Origin of the sequence: Achromobacter sp. PD1 (assembly GCF_048541815.1) — a bacterium.
Lineage (GTDB): Bacteria > Pseudomonadota > Gammaproteobacteria > Burkholderiales > Burkholderiaceae_B > Achromobacter > Achromobacter bronchisepticus_A.
In genome coordinates, this window is the sequence record NZ_CP183349.1 from 4348423 (window position 1) to 4368812 (window position 20390).

The 20390-nt window shown below is 67.4% G+C and carries 2 protein-coding genes (1 of these 2 running past the window's edge); both read right to left on the reverse strand.

The genetic code is table 11. The annotated features are described in order from the left end of the window. Nucleotides 1-1824: an HlyD family secretion protein gene (locus ACM1PE_RS20605; RefSeq protein ID WP_419340808.1), complete on the reverse strand. Its 1824-nt coding sequence runs from the start codon at nt 1822-1824 to the stop codon at nt 1-3. After that, nucleotides 1817-20390, reverse strand: the 3' portion of a protein-coding gene (locus ACM1PE_RS20610) for a DUF4347 domain-containing protein (protein ID WP_419340809.1). The gene runs 13340 nt beyond the window's last position; only the last 18574 of its 31914 coding nucleotides appear in the window; its start codon lies off the right edge, out of view — the gene reads right to left on this strand; its stop codon occupies nt 1817-1819. Before ACM1PE_RS20610 ends, ACM1PE_RS20605 begins: the two co-directional genes overlap by 8 nt.

Here is a 20390-nt window from a genome sequence, read left to right on the forward strand (position 1 = left end):
TCAGCCGAACCAGGCCCACCATTTCAGGCGGAGCCAATCGAAAAACCCGTGCGTCCAGATCCAGGCGTAGCGGCGCTCGTCGATATCGATGCGGCCCACGCCTTCCATGCCTGGCCGCAGCGCGGGCGCCGCCTTCTCATCCAGGCTGGCCTCCAGCCGGAACACCGTCTTGCCCTCCTGCACCTGGGCCAGCGGCACGATGCGCGTGACCGTGAAAGGAATCTGCCGGTCGGGCATGGCGGCAAGAGCCACCCGCCCCGTCTGGCCAACTGCCACGTCATCGATCAGCCGGTCTTCCACGTCGAGCCACAGCCGGTAGCCGTCCGGCGGCGACAGCTTGAACAGCTCCTGCCCGCGCTTGACGGCTTCGCCCAACTGTTGGCTCAGGTCGCCGCTGACTATCGTGCCATCGAACGGCGCACGCAGCGTCGAGCGCTGGATCTGTTCACGATGGAACTGCATCTGCGCCATGGCCTGGCGCGCCTGCGCCTGCGCAATCGCGGCCGCCGCGCTATCGCCGCGCGCCGAGGCTTCTTCGGCCTGGCGGCGGTACTGCACCTCCAGATTGCCCGCGCGCAGCAGTTCGAGCTCGGTTTCGCGCGTGTCCAGGGCGGCCAGGGCGTCGCCCTGCTTCACCTCGTCGCCAGCGCGGCGCGTCGCATCGCTGATGTAGCCGTCGAACGGGGCCGCCAGCACGCGCTGCACCACGCCCTGCACGGTGGCGGTCGCGCTGATGCGGTACGGCCCGTGCGCAAACACGCCCAGCGCTACAACGGTCACCAGCGCCAGCGCGGCCAATTTCCGCCCGATGTAGCGCGGTCCCAGCAGACGGCCCGCTTCGCGCAGCGCGCCATCGCGCCACTTGCGCCAGAAGGGGCGCTCCTGCTGCAGGCGCTGGTACAGCACGCGGCCGGCCAGCAGCACCACGCTCTGGCATAGCTCGACGCTTTGCCGGTCGAAGGGATGCTCGTCCGGTCGTTCGAACACCAGGGCGCCGCGCGCCTCGTCCTCGGGCGCGAACGGCACGGTCAGCACATTGCCGTTGCCAAACTCGCGCGCCAGCTTCTGATGCGCGCGCAGCTGGATCGTGCGCGCTTCGTCTTGCGGCAGGCACAGCGTGGTGTTCTGGTCGATGGCCTCGTCCATGGCCTCGGCCACGGCGCGCATCAGATTCATGTTCTGCACCAGCCGGCTGCTGTGCGACAGCGCATACACCTTGGAGCGGCCGTCCTGCCGAAAGCCGATGCTGACGCGGTCGCACTCCAGGCGGGTCGCCAAATCCGTGACCAGCGTCAGCGCCACATCCTTGAACTGCCCTTCCTTGAGCGCTCGCGCCACGCTGTTGATCACCACCATCAGCCGCTCGACCGTCTGCGCGCTGTCGGCTTCCTGCCGCTGCAACAGCCAGAGCTCCAGCACGCCCGCGCCCCAGCGCAACGCCTGCACCAGCGGCTCAGGCGCCTGCATGGCGGTCTCGAATGCGGCCACGCCATGGATGCGTCCATCGAGCACGATGGGATAGGCGACCACCAGTCCGAGCGCGTCGGCCGACACCGCGACCTCCCGTCCCTGCAGCGATTCGTCGACTGCGCCATAGAACGCCGCGCCGGCCCGGCTGCCCGGCGGGTACTGGGACGCCGCCTCGAAGGGGCCGGCATCCGGTTCACCCAGGATCAGCGCCGCATGACGCACACCCGTCAACTGGCCGGCCTGCAAGGCCAGCCAGGCGTCCAGGAAGGACTGGCGGTCGCTGGCGGCCGACAGCGCCGACCACCAGGCCAGGTCCGCGCGCTTCACCTGCGCGGGCACGACTGCATCATTCATCCTCGCTTCCAGTCTCCGTCAGCTCGGGTTCCCGGCGGCGCACGCTCAGTCCGCGCTTGCGGGCTGCCTTGGGTTCCCACGTGTTGGTCTTCGAATTGAACACGACCGTACCCTTGGAGGCCGCGCCCAACGCCCCGCTCAAGCCCAGCAAGCCCACCCCTGCGGCCAGTGCCACCCGCTCGGCCGCTGATGAACCGGACAGCGGCGCTTGCGCATCCGCCCCGGCGTCCGGCTGCTCGGCTTGCGCCGCGCCCTCGGCTGCCGGCGCCGCGTCCGGCGGCACGGCATCCTCGACCGGCGCCGAAGTCGGCGACGCAGCCTGGGCGCCGCCGGCATAGCCTTGGCCCCCGTCCTGCACAGTCTGATCCGTGCGCATCGACACCTGGTGCGGCGCGGCCGACGAAGCATAATCGGAAAGCCCGCCGTCGTGGCGCTCGATTACGATGTCGGGCCGAGCCACGCCCAGGCTGACGCGGGCGGCCAAAGCATGCCCCTGCGCATCCGTCTGGCCATCCGCCGCTCCCCAGCCGGCCAGCGCACCGAACGCGGGCCGCGGCCAATCGCCAAAGTTGCCGTTCCAGGAGAACAGGTTCTCCATGGCGCGCGTGATCAGGTCGGGCGTATTGCCGCCCTGGCCGAAGCGGGTCAGGTTGATGACGCGGCCGCTCGCCGGGTCGATGTAGATCGCCGCGAAGTCGCCCACCATCACATCCTTGGAGAAGTCGCCGCGGAACTTGTCGGCGCCCAGGCCGCCCAGCATGTAGTTGCTGCCGGTCCCCGCCAGCAGGATGTCGTCGCCGCCGAAAGCGATATCGGTGGTTTCGATCAGGCTGACACGGTCGTTGACGAAGGCCACGCGGCCGTTGTCGCCCAGCATGACGTTGTTGCCCGCGCCGCTTTCCAGCTGGTCCGCGCCCATCCCGCCCAGCATCACGCCCTCGCCATTGTTGTAGAGGCTGTCCCGGCCGCCCGTCGACGGGTACGAGGTTTCGAACATGGCGATGCGCCCGGCGGCGGTGTACAGCGCCCGCGCGCCGTCACCGGCGATCAGATTGAAGCCGCCTGCGCCCGTCGCGCGGATGACGTCCTCGCCCATGCCGCCGAACAAGGCATTGCGGCCCGCGCCCACGGTGATGGTATTCAGCCCGCCCGCCGGCAGGTTGATCGTCTCCAGCATCCGCAGTCCGGCGCCCGCCAGATAGCGCGCACCGGCGCTCGGCGCCGCCGTATCGATGAAGTCGCCGCGGTCGCGCAGGTAGTTCACCGGGTCCACGGTCACGATGCGGCCAAAGTTGGCGAACACGATGTTGTTGCCGTCGCCTGCCATGATCGTGTTGCCGCCTGCCGCCAGCCTGTCCGCCGACCCGCCCACGGCCAGGCCTGCGGCCTGCTGCGGCGTCAGCACCAAGGTCAGCGCCGCCAGCGATTGCAGATCCGCCCGCGCCGCGGCGCCCATGTCCATCGGCGCGCCCAGGTCTATGTTCATGCCGGCATTGCCGAACACGATGTTGTTGCCCTGGCCCGCGTCGATGACATTGCTGCCGCCGCCGCCCGCGATCAGGTCGTTGCCCAGGCCGCCCAGGATGCGGTCATTGCCCGCGCCGCCGTACAGGATGACACCCTGCGTGGTCGTGCGCGCATCCAGCACGTTGTTGCCGGCCGCGCCGAAATGCAGCGCCTGGCCCGCCTGGCGCTGGCCGGGCAGTGCGGTGTAGTAGGAGTCGTCCTGGCTGGTCGAGCCGAACAGCAGCACCGGACGGTCGGCGCCGCCCACCGTGCCGCCCTCGGCCACCAGCAGATTGTTGCCGCCGCCGCCCTGCACCAGCGTCACCGTGCCGACCGTGGCGTGACGCACCGTGTAGGTGTCGTCGCCCTGGCCCAGCATGGTGTTGACCGACTGCACGCCATGGAAAATGACGCCGCGGTCGTACACGTGAGTGCCGGCCTGGCCGGACAGCGACACCGTGCCGCCCGCGCCGCCCAGTCCCGGCGTCATGCCCAGCCCGGTGATGCGGCCGAAATCGGCCGCCTGCGCGTTGCCGTACAGACGGCCCAGTCCGCTCAGGTTGTCCACCTGGTCCTGCATGCCCGTCTTGCCCGCCGTGGCGCCGTCGTCGAAGATCCGAATGCGGTCATTGACGGGCGCCGTCGAGACCGCCCCCTGATCGCGCGCGCCCAGGACGCCATCCGACTCGCTCGGCAGGCCCACACCCGCGTGCAACGCACTGTCGTAGCCCGGGCGGTCCAAGGTTGCGCCTTCAATCAGCAAGCTGCCCTGGATGCCCGATACGTCGTGCGGCTGATCGCCATAGTTGGCGTAGCTGACGCCCGTGGCCGGATCCACCGTAATGACGGGCTGATCGGTGGCCCGCGGGCTGCGGACCTTGCCCGGCTCGTTGGCCGCACCGGCATAGGCCGGATCCGCCACCCGCACCAGGATGGGCGGCAGCGCCACATCCTGCAACCCCGGCAGGGTGGTGAAGAGCGAGGCCGACAGATGCAGGTCCAGGCCGGCCAGGCTCACGGGCGGCAGGCCGACGCCGGCTCCGCCCTCGACCTTGATCAACACTTGCTGCGCCGCGCCCCAGGCGTGCGCGCCTGCGCCATTGGCGTCGAAGGCCAGCACCACGCTCTGATGCCAGGTCTGGCCGCCGTCGGTCGACAGCAGCACGCCGCGCCCTTGCAGACCTTGCATGGCCGCAGCCAGCGCATCGGCAGAAGACAGGCCCGCGCCCTGCGACACCGACCCGTACAGCGCGGATGCCACCATGGCGCTGCTCAGGGAAACGTAGGCCTGGCCGGATGCTGGGCGCGGCAGCACGCTGGCGTCCAGGCTCACCGACAACGACAGGGTATTGCCGCCATCGGCGTCCAGTTCGCCCGGCTGCGCCGTGATACTGACCGGCTGCGCGCCATCGAACACGTCGCGCGAACCGCCGCGGCCCGTGACGATGGTATTGCCCGCCACATCTCCCGACAGATCGAAGGTATCGCTGCCGCTGCCACCGATCAGCGTCGTGATGACGTTGCTGCGGGTCGACAACACGTAGATGTGGTCATTGCCTTCGCGCGCATCCAGGTTGACGCGCTGGATGTTCTGGTAGCTGGTGTTCAGCCCCGCGCCGCGTATGCCTTCCTGCGTCAGCGCAAACGCGTCGGCGTCCTCGGAACCCAGCATGGTGTAGGTATTCAGGCCCGCACCGCCGTCGATGGCAACCGGCCCGTTCACGACATAGCCGCGCCCGCCGTCCGCCTGCGCCTGCGCTTGCTTGAAGGCATAGACCATGAACTCGTCGTCGCGCTTGCCGCCATGCAGGGCCAGCGGCGCGGCGTTGCTGTAGACGCGGAACACGTTGCTGCTGTTCTCCGCGCCGTACAGCGTCATGCCGTAACTGTTGCCGCGCGACAGATAGCCCTGCGTCGTCAGCACCGTGCCGATCTGGTCGCCGGCAGCCACTTGCGGCAGTTGGCGGTCCAGCGCGTACAGTTGTCCGACCTGGTACTCGTTGTGCTTGGCCGGATCGCTGCCCAGGCCGCCGTCGATGACCACGTGGGTGCCGGTGTCGTCGATATAGAAGCGGTTGCCGCCATCCACCGCATTCAGGCGCAGTCCGCCCGTCATGCTGCGGTCGTAGTTCACGCGCTGGACCGAATCGGCATAGCCCGCGCCTTGCGGCGTGATCTTGGCGACATGGTTGGCGCGGACCAGGAAGCTCTCGTCCTGAGCCGTGCCGTTGATGGTCAGCTTGTTGACGTCGGCCAGATTTTCGCGGCCGTGGTCGTCGGAATCGTGAACGTTGACGATGATGGAGGTCAGCGCCGCGTTCAGGTTCACGACGATGTGATCGGCGCCGCGGCCCCCATCCACGTCCACCCGGTCCGTCACGCCTGGCGAGCCTTGCTGGCTGGTCAAGGAAGGCAGTTGATCCAGCACGATGAGATCGTTGCCGTCGTTGCCGCGCAGCGAAATCCCGCCCGCCAGCGCGCGCGCCGACAGGTAGATGTAGTCGTCGCCCTCTCCGCCCTGCACGGCGGCGCCCCGCGCCAGCAGGATGCGGGACATCCAGATCTTGTCGTCGCCCGCGCCGGCATCCACGGCCAGATGGCCCAGGAAGTCCGACTCGGATAGGGTGATCAGGTCGGCGCCGGAACCGGTCGTGATGACGGTATTGCCGCCCACGGTCGCGCGGTCCAGCAGAACGCTGTTGCCGCCATCGCCTGCGTCCACCGTCAGTTCGCCGGTCAAGCCGCTGGCCAGCACCGTGATCTGGTCGGCACCGGAACCGGTCGTGATGACGGTATTGCTACCCACGGTCGCGGTGTCCAGCAGAACGCTATTGCCACCATCGCCTGCGTCCACCGTCAGTGCGCCGGCCAAGCCGCTGGCCAACACCGTGATCTGGTCGGCACCGGAACCAGTCGTGATGACGGTATTGCCGCCCACGGTAGCGCGGTCCAGCAGAACGCTGTTGCCGCCATCGCCTGCGTCCACCGTCAGTGCGCCGGCCAAGCCGCTGGCCAGCACGGTGATCTGGTCGACGCCGGAACCGGTCGTAATGACGGTGTTACCGCCCACGGTCGCGCGGTCCAGCAGAACGCTATTGCCGCCATCGCCTGCCTCCACCGTCAGTGCGCCGGTCAAGCCGCTGGCCAGCACCGTGATCAGGTCGGCACCGGAACCGGTCGTGATGACGGTATCGCCGCCCACGGTCGCGCGCTCCAGCACAACGACGTTGCCGCCATCGCCTGCGTCCACCGTCAGTCCGCCGGCCAAGCCGCTGGCCAGCATGGTGATCTGATCAAAACCAGAACCGGTCGTGATGACGGTATCGCCGCCCACGGCTGCCGCTTCCAGCAGCACCGTGTTGTCGCCAGCGTCTGCCAGCACGGTCAACGCGCCCGCGATCCGCGTATTCAACACGGACACCGCATCGTCGCCCAACCCGGTCTGCACCAGGGCGTTGCCGCGCAGATCGGATGCATCGAACACCACCGCGTCGTCGCCGTCCAGGGTGCGCACGACGGTGTCCTGCTGGTCGATCAACTGCGCCCGCAGCGTTACGCGGTCCCGGCCAGAACCGCCGGTGACGTCCAGCAAGAGGCCTTGGACCAAGGCCCCATTGCCATCCACCCCGCCGCCGATCTCGGCGCTGGCGCCGAACGTGATGGCGTTGTCGCCCGTTGCACTGCCGTAGACATGCACCTGCGGCGCCAGCAGGCGGCCATTGATGTCCGCCACCGCGGCTTTGCCGTAGCCCGCCTGGCCACGGTCATCGCGGTCCACGCGCAGATTCATACGCTGGCCCGCCTGGATCAGCGCGCCCGGCATGAGGCCGCTGCGGCCCGCCACCGACAGGTTGTTGCCCGCCAGCAGGCTGAGCGCGCCCATGACGCTGATCACGGAGTCCGCCGCCAGGACGATGTCGCCCGAGGCCGCCGTCTGTCCGCCTTCGTGGCGCGCCACCAGCCATGCGTTGTTCGCCTCGATGCGGCCGATGTTCATGGACAACGCCTGCGACACGCCTTGCGCGTCAGTGGCAGCACCCGCCTGCACCAGCGCCACGTCGCCGCCCGCCAGGGCGTTGATCGTCGCCTGCGGCCCGACTGCCGCCACGATCAGGGCATCGTTGACCTGCACGCCGGCGACGTCGGACTGCGCATAGCCGCCAACCGAGCCGCCCGCCGTGAAGTACAGGCTGCCGCCCGTCACGACCGCGTCCGTCCGGCCGCTGGAAACTCCCGGATGCGCCGTCTTGTCGTTGACGATGCTGGCCTGGCTGGCCAGATGCACCTCATCGCGCGAGCGCGACTCCACACGAGACAGCGTCAAGTCATGGACGCCCAACTGACTGAGCGATATCGAGCCTTGAGCCGAGGCCACCAGATGGCCCGACAGGTCCGTCAACAGCGGCGAGCCCAGCTCGCCTATCGTGCCGGACAGGGTTTCCAGCCACACGTTGCGCGCCGTGACGGCGGCCTGGCCGGACGGCGTGCCGTTCAGGATCGAATCCAGCGCATAGATGCGCGCATCCCCGCGAACCCCGTTGGTATCGACCACGTCGATGCCGCCCAGGCGCAGGCTGTGCATGCCGTACAGATTGACGCCTTGCGCCGCCGAGGCGCGCACCACCGCCTGCGCGTCGCTCTGCGAGATGCTGATCAGCAGCGGTGTGCCCTGCTGCGACAGGTCCGCGCCCAGCTGGCCCACGGACTGGCCGGCGATCAGGACCACCTCCCGCGTGTAGCCCAAGGCGGCGAGGTCCGCCGCGCCCAGATCCGACAGCACCACGTTCGCATACTGCCGCTGCCCTTGGGCCGTGGCGTTCAGGATCGATTGCCCCGCCTGCAGCGTCACGCTGCCGGCCGACACCACCTGGCCGACCAGCAGATTGGCGTCCGCCTGGTAGGACGAACCTCCTGCCGCCGTGCCCTTGGTGTGCGCCAGGACCAGGTTCAGGTCCTGCGCGCCCACCTGCGACACCCGCGCCACGCCGCCCGCTTCCACGTACAGGGAATGGCCGGCGGCGAGATTCAGCTGCAGGTGCTTGGCGCCATCGTATTGATAGATGCCGTTGGCGTCGCGCGTGCTGCCCACGACGTCCTTGTCCGCCACCAGGCTGACCTGGCCGGCGCTTTCCAGCGTGCCGGCGTCGGTGCCGATGATGGAGCCGCCCTGCGCGCTGACCGTGATGGTGATGCCTTCCTTGGCATGGATGTCGCCCAGGCGGATGCTGCCCTGCGGCGAGTCCAGGCCCACCGTGGTGTCGCTGTATGCGGACACCACGCCGTTGACAGCTTGCACGGCGAGCGAGCGCGTCAATTTCAGCGTCAGATAGCGCGGGTCGCGCATATCGCCCACCAGCATGCCGGCGCTCAGCGCCTGCGGGCTGGCGCCATCCTGCGCCATGTACGGCACGCTGATCTGGCTCCAGACCGGATCCAGGAAGCCGCTGCCGATATCCACCACCTGCACGCCGCTGGCGCGCGCGGCATCGATATTGGCCTGCAACTGGCTGCGCTGGCCCGCCGTTGCGCCTTCCAGCATCTTGCTGTTGTAGATGAAGACGTCGCGGCTGTTCTGGTACAGGTCGAAACGCTCGGCAAACAGGAACTGCACGGCGCTGTTGGCCGCCAGCGTCCTGCCCAGCATCAGCGAGGCATCGTTGGAGAACAGCGGTTCAAAGCGCTGCCACAGCGACGTATCGGAGAAATCGACGCTGGCGCGGTCCAGCGGCATGGTGCCGGCCGGGCCGATGTAGCGGTAAAGCGTGTGGTATACGCCCGCCAGGTTGACCGCGTTGGCGCGCGACAGGATGGCCTTGTCGGCCTCCGGCAGCGAGTCGAACACGTTGGCGCGGTCGGCTTCCGACAGTCCGCCCAGGTTGGGCAACTGCAAGGTGTAGTCGCCGAGTTCGGCGCCGATCGAGCCCTGGCCGGAAGTTCGCAGCACGATGTCCGCGCCCGCCTTCACGTTCAGGAAGCGGTCGGCGGGCGGCGCGCCCTCGCCGCTGACCTCCAGGTCGAAGACCTGTTCGTTGATGGCCGCCGACACCGGATACAGCAGGTTGTTCTCGATATTGCGCAGCGTCGCCGTCGAGAAGTAGAAGAAATGGCCCGCGTCATAGGTCTGGCCGTACAGGGCGATCTCCTGCGCGGTCTGCGGCGGCGCGTCGGCGCGCACCGAGTAGACGCGCGTATACGCCTCCACCCCTGCCCCATTCAGGCTGGACGCGTCGAACGCCAGCGTGATGGCCTGGCCCAGGTTCGGGTACAGGGCCAGCAAGCCGTCATTCTGCCCTGCGCCGGTCTGGTAGAGCATGGCGTCGGCCAGCGATGCCGCCAACCGGATCGTGCCGTCCGCGCCCACGATGGCGTAGTAGGCCGTATCGGCCCGCACGTCGCCCACGGAGTGCCGGAAGTAGATCTCGTCGCCGGTGCGCAAGGCGCGCAATTGCCCGCTGCCGTCGTCGACGATGTTCATGTCGGCCAGCTTGAAACTGCCATCGGCCACGGCCGTCAATCCGGAGACCGCGGTTCCGGCAACGGATTCCAGCCTATCGCGCCAGTAGTTGTGATACTCGGCCGTCTGCGCCAATTCCTTGTCGACCACGTAGTCGTAGACGACCTGGTTGCGCGTCGACTTGACCAGGTCCTTGGCCGCGGCAATGTCCAGCGCGGCCGGCAGGTAGTTGGGGTCGAAGCCCTGGTTGCGCAACTGTTCATGCAACGCTTGCAGCTGGGCGCTCAAGCCTTCGGTGGAGCCCGCCGCCTGCGTCTGGAACAGGTGCGTGGAGACGGTGAACATGCCGCGCACGTCCGCCGCCGCGAAGCCGCGCAGCAGTTCGCCGGTTATGCCGGCATCCGTGAACAGCGCCTTGGCCAGCGCCTGTCCCTCCGCCGTCTGGTTCAGCGCCTGGATCTGCTGGTACAGCACCGCCTGTTCCTTGGAGGCGAACAGCTGGATCGTATTGTTGGCGCCGACCAGCACGTAGTAGGCCACGTTGGTCTGCAGGCTGGACACCTTGCCCGTCTGCAGGCGCACGTCGTTCAGGTACACGCGGTCGAAGTCCTGCAAGGCGCGATAGCCCGTCACCTGGCCGCTTGCGTCAGTGACCGGCACGATGTTCATGTCGGTCAACGTAATGACGTTGTCGGCCTGTACCGAAGCGCCGCTGGCGGCTGCGTCCAGCAGCCTGACGGTGACCGCTCCAGGAGAATTGCCCGCGAGCGCAAGGATCTTGCCGACGGTGACAGGGTCGCCGCCATTGAAGGCGCCGTCGACGCTGTCGGACAGGGTCACCACGCGGCCGTTCACGCTCTGCACGTAATAGATGACCGTCTGCGTCGAATTCGCGAAGCTCAGCTCGATGCGCTGGCCCTGCACCAGGCGGTCGGTCCCCGGCAATGTCAGCGTGGCCACGCCGAACTGCGTCAGGGACTGTTGCGCGAAGCCCGAGTCGACCAGGCGGATGCCGGCGTTGACGGTCTTGCCCTGCAAGGTCGGCGTATAGGCGCCGGTGGCAACCGGGTCGTGGACGTTGGTGTTCTTGTAGACGTCCAGGTCCATCAATTGCGACTTCTGCGCGTAGACCTTGCCGCTGAAGGTGATGCGGCCGGTCAGCCAGTCGCTGTCGGAGCTGGCGGCCGTCAGCGGATTGCCGTTGGCATCGACGATGGTCAGGATGTGCAGCGTGCCGTTGTCGTAGACGCCCAGCTCATGGCCCTGCAAGGCGCCGTTCTGGTTCGTCATGTACAGTTCCAGGCCCGCCAGCGAGATCGATTGCCCGCTCTGCAACAGCGCCTTGATGCTGTTGGCCAGCTGCGTGCGCGCGCTGTCGCTCAAGCCCGCGCCGGTCAGATCCCAGCTGAAGCTGTTGCCCATGTCCACGTACTCGGCGTAGCCCGCGCCGGCGCCCGACTTCTCCGTGTAGGTGTGGAAGGGCAACAGGTTGCTGCCGTACCAGCCCCAGTAGGACGTCGGGGTGTCCGACGTCAGCACGCCCTGCTTGAGCGCCGACGCGCCGAAGCCGCGCTGCACCGTGTACGCCACGGCCAGCGTAGCCGCACCCGAACTCGCGCCCTTGCCCAGGCCGGTCAAGCCGTACGCCAGTTCCGTCGGCAAGCGGGTCGAGACCACCGTACCCGCGCCGTTGCGGATGTAATAGTTCTTCGTCTCCACCGCCGTGCCCGAGAAAGTCACGGACACGTGGTTCTGCGAGTTGTACAGGCTGGTGGCGGGCGAACCGTCCGCCTGGACCAGGCTCAGGGACTCGATGCGGCGCGTGTAGCTCACGCCGTCTATCGTGAAGGTGATCTCGCTGCCGATCAGCCCGTTGCCGGCATTGTTCATCCACTGGTTGTAGGCTGCCACCGAGGAGACGCCGCCTGGCATGCTCCAGCCCAGCTGCGTGCCGGAAAGCAGCAGCTGATTGGAGACAACGGAGCGTTCGATGACGGACCATGCGCTATTCGGCGCGGTGGAGGTCAGGTTCGCGTACAGCGAGCCCGCGCCCGTGGCGATCTGGTCGTTCGGGTTCGCCAGGTTGTGCTGCAGGATCGCGTTGACGATGGCCGAGCTGATGTCCTGATCGCCCGCTTGCGGCGTGCCCACGGCGCCCGCGGCCGGCACAGCGGGCCGCACCGTGTCGGTGGTTCCGGTGTAGCTGGCGGCCCCGGCCGTATCGGCGCCATTGCTCAGCACGATGTTCAGTTCGCGATGGCCATTGGGATCGGCGGTGGTCAGATCGCCCACATACGGCGACTTGAGCCGGATGAGGACGGTATCGAAGCTGTTCGACCCCCACCACGATTCCGTGGGCAGGATCTGATCGATCGCCAGCACCTGCCCGCCCACCAGTATGCTGGTGTAGCTGCGCATTCCCGCCAGCACGCGCTGGGCGTAGTCGACGATGGACGGATCCGCCTTGGCGGCGAACTGCGTCATCTGATCGGCGGTGAGCTGCAGGCGCAGCGTATCGGAACCCTGCTGCGTGGTCAGGGCGCCCGTGGGCAGCGTGAAGCTGATCGGCAGATTGGCGTTGGACTGCTCCGTTGCGCCCGCAAGCGCATACGACGGTCCGTACAGCACGCCCTGGCTGCCGGCGGTATAGCCCAGCGAGGCCAGCGACACCGGGCCCGCGCCCGGGTTGGACGGATCGTACAGCGTGAAGCTGAACCGATAGACGCCATTCGCGCCGCTACCCGCCACCAGCCCCAGATATCCCAGGATCTCGGTGCGGGCGTTGCCGTTCAGGCTGTTGTTGTACGCCAGGCGCACCAGGCGATGGCCGTCGACCGCCGCCTGCAAGACCGCGGCATACTCATCGGCCGTCATGCCGATCGCCAGATACTGGCCGCCCTCGGCCTGCGTGCTCAGGTAGGTGCCCGCGCCGCCCAGCGTCACGGTGGCGGTTTGCAGCGAGCGCACTCCCGACCAATAACTGTCGTACTGCGCCAGTTGCGCGCTCAGTTCGGCCAGGATCTTGGCCGTGACCGTGGGGTAGGCCTTTTCCGTCGCGGTGCGCGTGTCCGCCAGTTCGCCGTCCAGCAGCGAACCGCCGTTCAGGCTGATGTGCACGCCACCCAATTCCGCGTACACGGCGGCCTGCGGGTTGCTCCAATTCACCGGCTTGACCAGGGTCAGGTCGGCGTTCAGGACGTTCTGCGCCAGATAGATGCTCTTGTCGGCGCCAGCGGGTCCGCCCGCCAGGCCCGCCTGGGCCGCGAAGCCCTGGCGCGCATGGATGACCAGCGCCTTGGACGCCGTGCCAATGGCGCCGTAGCCTGCGTTCAGCTCGATCCGGTTACCCGAGACCACCGTGTCGTTGCCCGCGGACGCGTGGCTGAAGATGCCGTTGAGCGCTTCGATGTAGACCGTGCCCGCGGACGAGGCGACCTTCTTCAAGGAAGCCCAGGAGCTGGCGCCGCCATCCGAGAAGTAGTTCAGGCGGATGTCGTTGCGCGCCTCGGCCCGGGTGTAGCCGCTGGAACCCATGATGTTCAGGTTGATCGCGCCACCCAGCGCGATGGCGTCGACATTGACCACGGCGGATGCGCCGGACGGCATCTGGCCGTTGGCATCGCGCGCCATGATGCCGACCTCGCCCTGCATCGTGATGGAGGTCGGCGTGGAGGCCGACACGGCCTCGATACGCACGGTCTTGCCATTGCCGACGATCAGGTTGCCAGCCAGCGTCACGTTGCCGTTGCTGCGGATGTAGATGGCGTTATCGCTGTTGCTGGAGCCCATGAAGCTCAGCGTGATCTCCTGCGATGCCGGCACATAGAAGGTGAACAGCTCCTGCTGCTTCTTCTCGACCACTTGCGTGAGCGTGGTGGTCTTGGTGCGCAGCCAGCCGCCCCCGCTGGTGTGCGGGCCGTCGTTGCGCACGATCACGCCGGTATTGAACTTGCGGTAGGCCACGCTGAACGCGGACGTGTCCAGCGCCGTGCCGCCCGACGATTCCAGGCGGTAGTGCTTGCCGTCGGGGCCGACTATGTCGCCGTTGGCGTCCTCGACCAGGCTCTGCGTGCCGCTGCCCTCGATCGTGGACGGCAGCAGCGCTTCGTTCAGCTTGCCGCTGGCCGCCAGCTGCTGCTTGAGCGCATCCGGCACCGAATTGATGCCGTCGTAGGCAAGCACCGTGGATACCAGCACCGGGCGCGGCGTCTCGTAGACCGTCACGGGGCCGGACTTGGTGGTGTCGTTGTCGGTCAGCCAGCCCAGCGGATCCCAATCCCCGAACAGGTTGAAGCGCTTGGTGGTGTAGACCGTGGTGGTGGTCTCTCCCGAGGTCCAGCCCATGACCCACACCATCATCTGGCCAGTCTGCGGCTTGTATGAAAGGGTCAGCGTGCGGCCGTCCTGCAGCGTGCCGGCGGAATTGCTCAATCCGCCAGCATCGCGCTGGCCGGCGGCGTTCTCGTAGACCCAGATCCAGCTCAGCGCCAGCGGATCCGCCGGGTCCGGCGTGACCTGCACGAACTTGTTCCAGACCGTGTGCACGACATTGTTCAGGCCCTGCAGTTCATACAAGTCCTTCTGCCCGCGCGACGTATCGATGATTTCGATGCGGCCGCGGCGATAGGTGCTGACGTCGATATCGTGCGTCACCAGCGCGTAGGTGGTCTGGTTGTCGATATGGACCGAGGCGTAGCCGTTGGCCACGACCAGGTTGCCGTTGCCCACCGACACGATCTGCCCGGTCAGCGAAATGCTGCCGCCCGCCAGCCTGACCGGATCCAGGATGATGGTCTGCGTGGCGTAATCGAAACGGCCCGTGATGGCGCCATAGCGGTTCAGGGAACCGTCCGCGCTGAACGACACGCCGTTGATGGCGTAGCCGTTGCCATCCTGCAAGGCCTTGTCCTGATCGCCGCGGAAAGAGCTGTCGATCTTGATGTAGGCATCCGTGACGCCGCTCTGGATCTTGCCGTCGATGTTCAGCGTCAAGGCTGAAATGCTGATCGCGCCCAGGGCGAAAATGCGCGAATCCCGCGCCGCCGGGTTGTCGTTCAGGTATTTCGAGAAAGGCTCAAGCTTGGTATAGCCCCACTTCAGCAGCACGTTCTGCATCGTGTCGTCGATGCCGGTGCTGGCGCCACTGTTCTTCAGCGCGTTGATGACGTTCTGCCACTTGTCGTTCAGGAAGGTGGGATCGGCGCCCGAGTTGTACCAGCCCTCGCTCTGCAGGCTGAAGTTGCCCTTGGCCACGATGTCCAGGCTGAGCGCCTGGATGGTTCCCGACACATTGATGCTGCCCAGCGCGTTGATCACCGACACCTTGCCCAGCGGGTTGACCACCGCGCCCATCAGGCTCAGGTCGACCGGCGCGTTCGCAATCATCTTCGCCACGCTGTTGGTCGGATCGTCTGGGTCGTTCAAGGCGCCGCCGAACGGGTCCGCGGCCCAGCCGTTCTTGATCTGGCTGATGCTGACCTCGGCCGTGTCGGCGCCCGACGCGCCCTTCACGGACACGTCGTTGACGTACAGGTGTCCGGTCTTGAAGACCTTGAGCTGGCCGTCGGATCCCGGGCGGATAATGGTGCCGTCCAGCACCACCGCGTCCCGGACGTTCATCAGCATCGGCGAATCGTTGACGATATTGATCTGGGTGTTGGCGCGGGCATCGATGCCCGACCGGTACACGCCGCCGGTATCGGTCGCGTTCACATAGACCGAGCCGCCGGACGCGTACATGTCCGGCATGTCGATGAAGAAGGTACTGAAGGAATCCAGGTAGCGGATCTGGCCATTCTGCAGCTTCACGCCCATCTGGATGCTTTGCAGCTGCTGCTGCAAGGCGGCGATATTGGCCTGATAGCGCGCCACGGCCTGCGGATTCGACGCATGCTCGGCCTGCATCCGCGTCAACGTGCGGATCTGCTCGCTGATGACGTTCTGCTGGCTGGCATAGCGCAGCGTGGGCTGGGCAATGTCCACCGTCTTCAGTACGAAGTACAGCTTGCCGACGTTGCCGGCGGCAAAGCTCCCGAAGTTCGACTTCATGGCATCGCCGACCTGGGCGGCCGTCGGATTGCCCAAGTACATCCAATAGCTGCTGTTGGCGTAGTCCTCCGCCGCCAGGTCCAGGTCGCGGCTGTTGGGACTGTTGTAGCGGTAGTAGCTGCCGTTGTGCTCAATGATCATCCCGGCCGTGACGTTGACCTTGATGTCGCTGGCGCTGAACGCGGTCAGTTCATAGCGCACGTCGATGTTGACCGTGCCTGGCGCTCCGTCCAGGCTGGTCTTGCCCGCGCCCAGCAGCTTCTCCAGGATCGCCCTGACCGCGGGTGAATTCGAGTCGAACCGCAGCGGCGCTCCCGCAGCGGGCAGCGTGGCGCTGGTGTAGCCCAGTTCCTCCAGCAGTTCGGCCGGGATAACGAACAGGTTGGCCGCATTGTTCACGCCCGCGATGATGCGCGTGGCGGCGCCCGTGGCCACCTTGCTCGACGTGGTATCCACCACGCCCTCGGCCAGCTTGACCGTGGGATTCAGGTTCAGGCCGATCACCTGCACCGAACCGTTCACGCGCGCCTGGTCCAGCTTCGACGGATTGGTCTCCAGCCGCACGTTGCGCTGCGCCTTGAGCACCGAACCGTTGGCCGCCACCCCGTCGATCAGCACGGTGTTGATCTGGCGCGCCTTGGCGCCGCTGTCCACCGCCGGCACCTGGGCGATGCCCACCAGGGTGAACGACACGTTGTCGTTGGCCAGCAGATAACCGGTCGACAAAGGATCGGTCGCCTTGCCGTTGCCCGCCAGCGCCAGGATGTTGTCGCCTTCAATCGAGGCGTTGTCGATCTGGATGGCGTTGCGCACCGTCAGATTGTTGTTGCTGTCCGACTTGCTGAAGCTGGACACGGAAACCACCAGCAGATCGCTGATCGTGGTCGTCACGCCGCGCGTGTTGGCGGCCATGACCACGTCGCCGAAGGCATTGCGCAGGAACGCGCCGTTCACCTTGACCTGGGCCAGCGCGCCGTCGGTGCTGAGCTTGTTGGTCGACAGCGTCACGGACACGCCCGCCACGCCGGTGATCTTGTTGCGCTGGGTGTAGATGATGTCGTTGGTCGCGACCAGGTCCAGCATGCCTGGCGTATCGAAATTGCCCCGCGCCTGCACCACGGTCATGCCGGCCGTATCGAGGGTGCTGTTGGCCTGCCGCGCGCCGGTAACGGTGATGCTCGACTCCGGCTTGATCGTGACCGTGTGCTTGCTGACGTCGGCGCCCGCCACCCTGACCGAATAGCCGCTCAGGGTAGAGGTGCCGCGCACGGTATTGTTGCTGCGGATATCCAGCTTGTTCCCGATCACGTGCGCGCCGCCGCCGATCTCGATGGCGGACTTGCCGCCCAGATCGACGTCTATCTTGCCTTGCCGTCCCGCCACCAGCGCGATCGTGCCGGCGTCCATCTTGACGTCCACGGACTGCACCTGGTCCGCCGTGATGCTCAGCAGGGTGCCGTCGATGCGGGCGTTGTTGCCGATCTGTACGCGCGTGTCCAGCGAGGTCGTCAGCGAGGCGCTATCTATCGATACCGTCACGCCGCCCACTTCCAGCGAACGGGCCTCGGCCAGCAGGCCGGCCTCGCCATTGCGCTCCGTGGTTCCCTTCGCGGTCACGCCGATGATGGCGCCCTGCAGCGTCGCGTTGTCCACCGATGCCTTGAGCGAGCCGCCCAGGCGGGTTTCGGCGTTCATCACGCCCACGCCGATCACGCCGCCGGTGATCGCCTTGGAATAGGCCCGGCCGTAGTACGTGCCCTGGGCATTGATATTGACCATGCCCGGGGTTTCGCCCAGGCCCGGCGTGGTAACCGACAGGCCCTGCAAGACCGCGCCGTTGCGCGCTTCGGCCAGCGTCGTCGTGGCAATGTCCACCAGCGCCTTGTTCACGTTGACGGCCAGCCCGGTGGTGGCCGCTACGCCGGCCGTCTGGGTCTGGCTGAAGTCCACGCTGACCAGCGCGTTCAGGTCCACCAGCGGCGCGCTGACGGTCGTGGCGTCCACGGTCGCCGTGGTCGTGTCGCGCGCGATGTTTTCGGCAATGCCCACGCCGATCGCCGCGCCCACCATGCCCACCGCCACGCTGACTTGCGTCAGGTCGATATCGGCGCGGACCTGGGTATCGGCCTTGACCTCTACCTTGCCCAGCGCCCCCACCTTGCCTGCGCCCGAGACCCGGGCGCTGACGGTATTGCGGGTGTTGTTGGTCACGCGCACTCCCGCGCCCGACGCCGCGATACCGCCGCCGACCGCCACGGAGGCTGTGACCGCGTCCAGACCCTTGAATTCGGTTTTCTCGACCGCCACGACCGAGACTGCATCCTGCGCGCCGACGTTCTTGCCGTTGGCCGTATTGATATAGGCGCTGACCTCGTTGGCCGCCACGCTATCCACCAGCGTCACGGCCAGGGCCAGATTCAATCCAAAATTTCCCGGCACGGGCAGCGACGCCGCCACGGCCACGCCATAGGCGCCGGACTTCAGGATGGTGCTGCTGTCCTGGGCGCGCACGTTCACCGAGCCCGCCCCGCCGATGATGCCGGCGATGGCTTCCGAGCCCTGGATGTAGGCGGAGGTGGCCGTCGCAAAGCGGTTGCTGACCTGCACTCCGGATCCGGCGGCCGACCCGCCGAAGCCCGCCACCGCCACGCTGCCGGCGAAGTTGACGCTGGTCAGCGTTTCGCTGGACGTGGCCAGCACGTCCACATTGCCCTTGGCGACCGAGATCGTGCTGTTGTCGATATAGGCCAGCGCCCGGTTGGCGCGGTTGACGCCGTCGTCCGAATGGACGCCGAACGTGTTCTTGGCGATTGTCACGCCGATGCTGGCGCCCAGGCCCGCGCCCGTGGCGCTGACCGACACCGCGCCAGCCACGGCCGAGATGCTGGAGGTATTGTCCGCCTTGACCGACACGCCGGTACCCGCCGTGACCGTCGAGCCGCTGATGTAGCCGCCCACGTCGTTGGCGACAGTCTGCGTGCTCTCCGCCCCCGCTCCCGACACCGCCACGCCCCCAAAGCCCGCGGCAACCGAGGCCGCGACCGACACGCCGTCCAGCGTCGCGGTTTCCTTGGCCGACACCGCCACGGCGTCCGACACGTTCAGCGTCGATCCGGTCACGGACGACTGCACGCTCATGGCTGCCACGTTGCGCGCCACCGACGCGCCCACGGACAGGGATCCGCCCTGCATTGCGAACGCCAGCGACGCGCCGATGGCCTTGGCCTCCAGCGTCGTCGTGTCTTCGGCCGTAACCGTCGCCCGCGTCATCTGCACGCCTGCGCCGGCGCTCAACACCGAGTTCGACAGCGCCGCCTCGACCGCGCCCAGCGCCTTGTTGCTGGCCAGGGCCACGCCGACCGACAGCGCCAGCCCCTGGGAGGTACCCGCCAGACTCGCGCCCGCGGCGGTCGCCTTGAGCGTGGACTTATTCGACGCCTTGATGTTCAGGCTGGCCGCGCCCCGCACATTGGGGTCGATCTGCGTCAGGCCGTTGACCTCGGCGCGCGTGACGGCGCGCGAGGTGTTGTAGGCCGACGACCCGGCGGCCGCCAGCGCCAGCCCCTGGTAGGCGATGCCCACCGCGCCCGCCACCACCACCGCTTCCAGCGTCTGCACGGTATCGGCGGTGACGTTGATGGCGCCCAGGTTGGACACCTGCGTATTGGCGAGGCTGGCGCGCGCGCCCGCCGCCTGCGTAATCTCGTTGTCGGCCAGCGAGGCGCCGATGGCCAGCGAGCCGCCCGCGGCCGTGAAGGCCACGCTGGCGACCACTACCGTGGCCTTGATGGTGCCGCTCATGTCGGCGTCTATCGTCAGCGCGTTGGCGCCGTTGCCGCTGACGCGCGAGTTTTCCATGATCGCCACCGCGGACGAGCCGATCACGTTGCGCGCATCGGCGCCTCCGCCCGCCAGCGAAACCCCGCCCAGGCTGACGCCCGCCGCGATCGACACCGCCACCGCCACGGTGTGGATGTCGGCCTTGCTGTCGGCCTTGACGGTTATGACCGGCGCACCGGTGAAGTTCACGCCATCCACCTTGGCCAGCGTGTCGTTGGCGACTTCGTTCTGCGCCAGCGATACGGCCACCGACAGCGACGCGGTCGCACCCAGCGACACCGCCACCGAGATCGCCACGGCGGCGATCGTGCTGTCTATGCGTGACTGGTCTGTCGCCGTAACGGACACGCTGCCCGCATCCCAGGCATGCGCCTGGCCCTGGTCCGTAATGCTGGCGGTGATGGAGGTCTTGATCTTGTTGACCGCCCTGGCGCCGGCGCCGGCGCCCGAGACCGCCAGGCTGGCGCCGTCGACGATGGGCGGCGCATAGGCCACCGACACCGCCACCGCGCCCGCCACCACCACGGCGTCTATGCTTTGCTGCTGGTCGACGCTGCCGTCGGCCTTGAATTTCACATTGCTCGCATCCACCGTGACCGCGCCCGCGATGACGGCGCTGCGGTCGATCGACGCCGCGATCTCGTTGACCGGCCTGCCCACGCCCAGCGCAACCACCTGGCCGGCGCTATTGACGTCGTAGCCGATGACGTTCTCGGCC